Source organism: Micromonospora sp. WMMB482 (genome assembly GCF_019038635.1).
Classification (GTDB): Bacteria; Actinomycetota; Actinomycetes; order Mycobacteriales; family Micromonosporaceae; genus Micromonospora; species Micromonospora marina.
Map to the genome: position 1 here is coordinate 1 of NZ_JAHOPD010000015.1, position 6,905 is coordinate 6,905.

Consider the following 6,905-nt stretch of genomic DNA (forward strand, 5'->3'; position numbering starts at 1 on the left):
TCGGAAGCCCGAGCCCTTCAGCCCGACGTCCGGCAAGCGGGATCCGCATTCCACGAAGCAGGACTCTTGGAGATCTTGGAAGCTTGACGCCCCTATGGGGGCCGTTTCGTACCAAGATCGCGGGGCGCGGGGCGCGGGCGCGGGTGCAGGTGCCGGGGCAGCGGATGGGCGCCGGGCCGGCCCCGGGGCAGGCGTCCGCCTGCCCCGGATCAGCGGCGGGTCAGCGGGGGACGACCCGCTCGGCGGCCCACTCCCGCCAGCCGGTCAGCTTGTCCGCCGCGGCGGCGAGCTGGTCGGCGACCGGGCCGGGGCCGGTGGAGCCGGGCGTGATGCGGGCGGCCAGCGCCGAGCGCACCGAGAGCACGTCGCGCACCGACGGGTCCAGGTGCTCGCTCACCGCGGCCAGGTCGGCGTCGGACACCTCGTCCAGCGCGCAGTCGCGGGCCGCGCAGAGCGCCACCAGCTTGCCGGTGATCTCGTGCGCGTCGCGGAACGGCACGTTGCGCCGGACCAGCCAGTCGGCGACCTCGGTGGCGAGCGAGAAGCCCGACGGCGCGGTGGCCACCAGCCGGTCCACCCGGACCGTCATGGTGGAGATCATCCCGGCCAGCGCGGGCAGCAGCAGCTCCAGCGTGTCGACCGCGTCGAACGCCGGCTCCTTGTCCTCCTGCATGTCCCGGTCGTACGTCATGGGCAGGCCCTTGAGCATGGTGAGCACGCTCATCAGGCCGCCGACCAGGCGGCCGGACTTGCCCCGGGCCAGCTCGGCGATGTCCGCGTTCTTCTTCTGCGGCATGATCGACGATCCGGTGGCGAAGGCGTCGTCCAGCTCGACCCAGCCGAACTCCTGCGACGTCCAGAGCACCACCTCCTCGCCGAGGCGGGACAGATGCACACCGATCATGGCGGTGACGAACAGGAACTCGGCCACGAAGTCGCGGTCCGCGACCGCGTCCATCGAGTTGGCGAACGAGGTGCGGAAACCCAGCTCCTTGGCGACCGCCACCGGGTCCAGCGGCAGCCCCGAGCCGGCCAGCGCGCCCGCGCCGAGCGGGCTGATCGCGGTCCGCCCGTCCCAGTCGCGCATCCGTTCCAGGTCGCGCAGCAGCGGCTGCACGTGGGCCAGCAGCCAGTGGCCGAACGTCACCGGCTGGGCGTGCTGCAGGTGCGTCATGCCCGGCGCTGCGGTGTCCACGTGCCGCTCCGCCTGCTCCACGAGGGCCTCGGCCAGCTCGACCAGCCGGGCCGCCACGCCGCGGGCGTGGTCACGCAGGTAGAGCCGCAGGTCGGTGGCGACCTGGTCGTTGCGGGACCGGCCGGCGCGCAGCTTGCCGCCGAGGCTGCCGAGCCGTTCCAGCAGGCCACGCTCCAGCGCGGTGTGCACGTCCTCGTCGTCGACCGTCGGGCGGAACGCGCCGGAGGCACACGCCGCCTCCAGGTCGTCCAGCGCCGCCAGCATCCGGCCCAGCTCATCCGGGTCGAGCAGGCCGGCGCCGGCGAGGACCCGGGCGTGCGCCCGGGAACCGGCGATGTCGTACGGGGCGAGGCGCCAGTCGAACTGGACGCTCACCGACAGCCGCGCGAGCGCCTCGGCGGGGCCGCCGGCGAACCGGCCGCCCCAGAGGCTCGTCCGGTTGGCGGCGGCGCTGTTCTCGGTCAGGCTCTTGTCGTCCACCCCACCCATTGTGGTGCCCCCCATCAGGCCCCTCCCATCCGGGCGTCCCGTCGCGCGGCCATCGTGCTGGGCAGTCCCCACAGTTGTACGAATCCCTTCGCCAGTGACTGGTCGAACGTGTCGCCGGTGTCGTAGGTGGCCAGGCCGACGTCGTAGAGGCTCGCCTCGGAGCGCCGGCCGGTCACCACCGCCCGGCCGCCGTGCAGGCGCAGCCGTACCTCGCCTGTGACGTGCCGCTGGGCGTCGTCGATGAACGCGTCCAGCGACCGCTTCAGCGGCGAGAACCAGAGCCCGTCGTAGACCAGCTCGCCCCAGCGCTGGTCGACGCCGCGCTTGAACCGGGCCAGGTCGCGTTCGACGGTGACCGCCTCCAGCTCCTGGTGGGCGGTGATCAGGGCGAGCGCGCCGGGCGCCTCGTACACCTCGCGGCTCTTGATGCCGACCAGCCGGTCCTCGACCATGTCGAGCCGGCCCACGCCGTGCGCCCCGGCCCGCCGGTTCAGCTCCCGGATCGCCTCGTAGGGCGTGACCGTCTCGCCGTCGATCGCGACCGGGACGCCGCCGTCGAACATGATCACCACGTCGTCCGGGTCGCGTTCCGACGCCGGGTCCCCGGTGTACGCGTAGAGGTCCTCGACCGGAGCGTTCCAGATGTCCTCCAGGAAGCCGGTCTCCACGGCCCGGCCCCACAGGTTCTGGTCGATCGAGTACGGCGACGCCGCCGACACGTCGATCGGCAGGCCCTTCTCCTGCGCGTACGCGATCGCCTTGTCCCGGGTCCAGGCGAAGTCCCGGGCCGGCGCGACGACCGTCAGGTCGGGCGCGAGCGCGGCCAGGCCGACCTCGAACCGGACCTGGTCGTTGCCCTTGCCGGTGCAGCCGTGCGACACGATCGTGCCGCCGTGGGCGCGCGCCGCCGCGACCAGGTGCCTGACGATCAGCGGCCGGGACAGCGCCGACACCAGCGGGTAGCGGTCCATGTAGAGGGCGTTGGCCCGGATCGCCGGCAGGCAGTAGTCGGCGGCGAACTCGTCGCGGGCGTCGACCACCTCGGACTCGACGGCGCCGCAGTCGAGCGCGCGCCGCCGGATCACGTCCATGTCCTCGCCGCCCTGACCGACGTCGACGGCGACCGCGATCACCTCCGCGCCGGTCCGCTCGGCCAGGTACGGGATGGCGACCGAGGTGTCCAGGCCCCCGGAGTACGCCAGCACGACCCGCTCGGTCACGAGGTGCCCCCTTCGGCGGTGTCGTCGCGGCGGGCCCAGGCGGCGAGCCGCTCACCCAGTGCCGCGCCGCCGCCGGCCTCGCGGGCCACGACGAGGATGGTGTCGTCGCCGGCGATGGTGCCGACGATCTCGGACAGGCCGGCCCGGTCCAGCGCGCTGGCGAGGTACTGGGCCGCGCCCGGCGGGGTACGCAGCACCGCGATGTTGCCGCTGGAATCGACGCCGTTGAGCAGCTCACGCAGCAGCCGGACCAGCCGGGCCGGTGCGCCCTCGGCGTCGCGCAGCGGCCGGTGCCCGTCCTCCGGAATCAGGTAGACCCCCCGCCCGTCGCCGCCGCGCGCGGTCACCGCTCCCAGTTCCTTCAGGTCCCGCGACAGCGTGGCCTGGGTGACCTGGATGCCGTCCCCGGCGAGCAGGTCAGCCAGCTCGGTCTGCGAGTGGATGGCAGTGTCGCGGATCAGCTCGACGATGCGGGCGTGCCGCGCGGCGCGGGTCAGCGGAGCGGTCATGCGGATTCCTCCAGGAGAAAGGTCAGCAGCGCCTTCTGGGCGTGCAGACGATTCTCCGCCTGGTCGAACACCGCGCTGTGCGGGCCGTCGAGTGCCTCGTCGGTGATCTCCTCGCCCCGGTGCGCGGGCAGGCAGTGCAGCACGATCACATCGGCGTCGGCGTGGCCGAGCATCTCGGCGTTGACCTGGTACGGCAGGAACGGGGTGATCCGGTCCAGCCCGTCTGCCTCCTGCCCCATCGACGTCCAGGTGTCGGTGGCGACGACGTGCGCGCCGCGTACCGCCTCGGCCGGGTCGGTGAGCACCCGCACCGATCCGCCGGTGGTGGTGGCGATCTTCTCCGCGCGGGCCACGACCTCCGGGTCCGGCTGGAACCCGGCCGGGCCCGCGATCCGCACGTGCATCCCGGCGGTCGCGCCGGCCAGCAGGTACGAGTGGGCCATGTTGTTCGCCGCGTCGCCCAGGTACGTGAGGATCCGACCGGCGGTGCCGCCGAAGCGCTCCCGCACGGTGAGCAGGTCGGCCAGGAGCTGGCACGGGTGGTACGTGTCGGTGAGCGCGTTGACCACCGGCACCGTGGCGTGCGCGGCGACCTCGGCGATCCGGTCGTCGCCGTGGGTGCGCAGCACGATCGCGGCGACGTAGCGGGACAGCACCCGGCCCGCGTCGGCGAGCGTCTCGCCCCGACCGAAGTGGGTGACCTGGGTGTCCACCACGAGCGGGTGCCCGCCCAGCTCGGCGATGCCCACGTCGAACGAGATCCGGGTGCGCAGGCTCTGCTTGTCGAACAGCACCGCCACCGACCTCGGCCCGGTCAGGGGCTGGTGCGCGTACCGGTCGGCCTTCATCCGGGCGGCGAGGTCGAGCACGGCGGCCTGCTCGGCGGGCGTGAGATCGTCGTCGCGCAGGAAGTGGCGGATCATGCGGGAGCCTCCGTCGGGGTCGGGGCGCCGGGCGCGGCGGCATCGGCGGGAGCGGTGGTGTCGGCGGGTGCCGCGATGCCGGCGGGCGCTACGGCGCCGGTGGAAGGGGCCGGCGCGGCGGCGGACAGCGCGGCCGGCAGGGCGGCGACGAACGCGTCGGCCTGCGCCCCGGTGAGGATCAGCGGCGGGGCGAGGCGGACCACGTCCGGCTGCACCGGGTTGACCAGGAAACCCGCCTCGCGCAGCGCGGCCGTGGCCGCACCGGAGACCGGCTGGTCGAGCACGATGCCGAGCAGCAGCCCGGCACCGCGCACCTCGCGGACCAGCGGATGCCCGAGCGCCTCGACGCCACGCCGCAGCCGCTCGCCGACGCGCTTGACGTGGTCGAGCAGGCCCTCCTGCGCGATCGTGGACACGACCGCGAGCGCGGCGGCGCAACTGACCGGGTTGCCGCCGAACGTGGTGCCGTGCGAGCCCGGGTGAGCAGGTCGGCGGCCCGGCCGAAGGCCAGGCAGGCGCCCAGCGGCAGCCCGCCGCCGAGGCCCTTGGCGAGCGTGACGACGTCCGGCTCGACGCCCTCGGCCTGGTGGGCGAACCAGTGGCCGGTCCGGCCGACGCCGGTCTGCACCTCGTCGAGCACCAGCAGCGCGCCGCGCGCGGCGGTGATCCGCCGGGCCGCGGCCAGGTAGCCGGGCGGCGGGACGACCACGCCGTTCTCGCCCTGGATCGGCTCGATGATCAGCATGGCGGTGTCGTCGGTGACCGCCTCGGCCAGCGCGTCGGCGTCGCCGAACGGCACGTGCGTCACGTCGCCGGGCAGCGGGCGGAACGGGTCGGCCTTGGCCGGCTGCCCGGTCAGCGCCAGTGCGCCCCATGGTCCGGCCGTGGAAGCCGCCGTGGGTGGCGACCACGTGCCGGCGGCCGGTGAGCCGGGACAGCTTGAACGCGGCCTCGTTGGCCTCCGCGCCGGAGTTGGCGAAGAACACCCGGCGCTCACCGCGCCGGCCCGTCGGTCGCCGGCGCCCCGCTCGTCGGCGCGTCCGATCCCGGCGCGGTCGGTGACGCTTCGTCCAGCGGTCCGGCGCACTCCCGCGGAGACCGGGCACGACGCGTGCGCCGCCGAGCGGGACCAGCTCCACGTTGCGGCTCACGCCCGGCTCGAACCGGACCGAGGTGCCCGCCGGGACGGCGAGACGCTGGCCCCAGGCGGCGGCCCGGTCGAACATCAGGGCCGGGTTGGCCTCGGCGAAGTGGTAGTGCGAGCCGACCTGCACCGGACGGTCGGCGGTGTTGACCACGACCACGTGGTCACCGGACGACCTGCGTTGATCTCGACCGGGCCGGCCGCCGGCAGGATCTCCCCGGGGATCACGGGATCGGGTGGTGCACCGTCACGAGCTTGGTACCGTCCGGGAACGTCGCCTCCACCTGCACCTCCCTCAGCAGTTCGGGGATGCCGTCCTGGACGTCCTCGCGGCCGAGCACCGTCCGGCCGCGGACATGAGGTCGACCACCGACCGTCCGTCGCGGGCCCTTCGAGCAGGAAGGCGGTGATGATCGCGACGGCTTCGGGATAGTTGAGTCGCAGGCCGCGCTCGCGGCGGCGGCGAGCGACGTCGGCCGCGACGTGGACGAGCAGGCGGTCCTGCTCGTGCGGGCTGAGGAACACGGGATTCTCCGGTGGGCATCGGCGTGGCCTCGCTCGCCGTCGGCTCCGCGCGGAGCCGCGCCGGGCAGCACCACCCGGAGGAGGAGCTGAGGTCACACGACCGCCGCGACGCCGCCGACGGGTGGCCCGGGACTCCACCGTCCGGCCCGCGCGACGGGCACCCGGCGGTGTCGGTCGGATGCGGACCGCACCGCCCACCGCTTGAGCCGACCGTAGAGGATCGCCACCGCGGGGGCAACAGTGTGCTCGGCATCAGGGATCGAGCCGCGCGGCGTCGGGGTCGGACAGCCGACTCCGCAAACGCAAAACGGTGCGCGCTGAAGTGGATCTCAGCGCGCACCGTGAACCTACGGGTCGTGCGGACCTGCTGGCAGTTGCAGATTGCAGGCGGGCTACAGGTTGTTGATTCGCGCCACCAGCTCTGCCTCGGTCAGGTTTTCCAGCACCGCGTCCTGCTTGCGGCCCAGGACCGCCAGCAGCTTCTCCTTCTCCAGCTTCTTGGCCGCCGCCGCCTTCGCCGCCTGCTCCTCCGCGAGGCGGACGGCGATGACGTGCTTGACGACCTCCAACTTGGTCTCCAAGATCGCCTTGGCCGGATTGGCCTCGGTGGCCACGAACGACTCGGTGTCGACGGCCTTGAGCTCGCGTTGACCGCCTTGGCGACATCATCGAGGCTGAAGCCGGACTTGGCGGTCAGCGGAAGCTCCCACAACTGTTCCGTGGTCAGCTGTCCTTGGCCGACGGGTAGCGGAACTTCTCCGCGTGGCCTTCTCGAAAATGGTCACGATGCCTCTCTCCGATGTCTGGGTAGGAAATCAGAACTGGATGCCGATGAGCCGGCGCCGACCACTGGTCATGTCACCTTGGCGACCACGGAGCTGCGGACCGTGGAGCTGAAGC

At 73.3% G+C, this 6,905-nt stretch carries 4 protein-coding genes and 4 pseudogenes; all 8 read right to left on the reverse strand.

Annotation, left to right across the window (positions count from 1 at the left end; all coding sequences use genetic code 11):
- Nucleotides 1-220: 220 nt before the first annotated feature.
- Nucleotides 221-1,684 (reverse strand): argininosuccinate lyase, encoded by a 1,464-nt coding sequence (gene argH, locus KSK32_RS00650; RefSeq protein ID WP_216927966.1) that lies wholly within the window; start codon nucleotides 1,682-1,684, stop codon nucleotides 221-223.
- Nucleotides 1,685-1,698: 14 nt separating this feature from the next.
- Nucleotides 1,699-2,904 carry an argininosuccinate synthase gene (locus KSK32_RS00655; RefSeq protein ID WP_216927963.1) on the reverse strand — a complete coding sequence of 402 codons (1,206 nt, stop codon included), beginning with the start codon at nucleotides 2,902-2,904 and terminating at the stop codon, nucleotides 1,699-1,701.
- On the reverse strand, nucleotides 2,901-3,413 hold the full coding sequence (locus tag KSK32_RS00660) for an arginine repressor (protein ID WP_216927964.1): 513 nt from the start codon (nucleotides 3,411-3,413) through the stop codon (nucleotides 2,901-2,903). The genes KSK32_RS00655 and KSK32_RS00660 overlap by 4 nt, the downstream gene beginning before the upstream one ends.
- Nucleotides 3,410-4,336: an ornithine carbamoyltransferase gene (gene argF, locus KSK32_RS00665; RefSeq protein WP_216927965.1), complete on the reverse strand. Its 927-nt coding sequence runs from the start codon at nucleotides 4,334-4,336 to the stop codon at nucleotides 3,410-3,412. The genes KSK32_RS00660 and argF overlap by 4 nt, the downstream gene beginning before the upstream one ends.
- Nucleotides 4,333-5,343, reverse strand: a pseudogene (locus tag KSK32_RS00670) (acetylornithine transaminase); the annotation flags it as partial. The gene argF and the pseudogene KSK32_RS00670, both read right to left, overlap by 4 nt.
- An 81-nt stretch (nucleotides 5,344-5,424) precedes the next feature.
- A pseudogene (locus tag KSK32_RS34830) lies at nucleotides 5,425-5,708 on the reverse strand (urease subunit beta); the annotation flags it as partial.
- Nucleotides 5,705-6,005, reverse strand: a pseudogene (locus tag KSK32_RS00680) (urease subunit gamma). The pseudogenes KSK32_RS00680 and KSK32_RS34830, both read right to left, overlap by 4 nt.
- A gap of 392 nt (nucleotides 6,006-6,397) precedes the next feature.
- Nucleotides 6,398-6,790: pseudogene (locus KSK32_RS00685) on the reverse strand (hypothetical protein).
- Nucleotides 6,791-6,905: the final 115 nt, after the last annotated feature.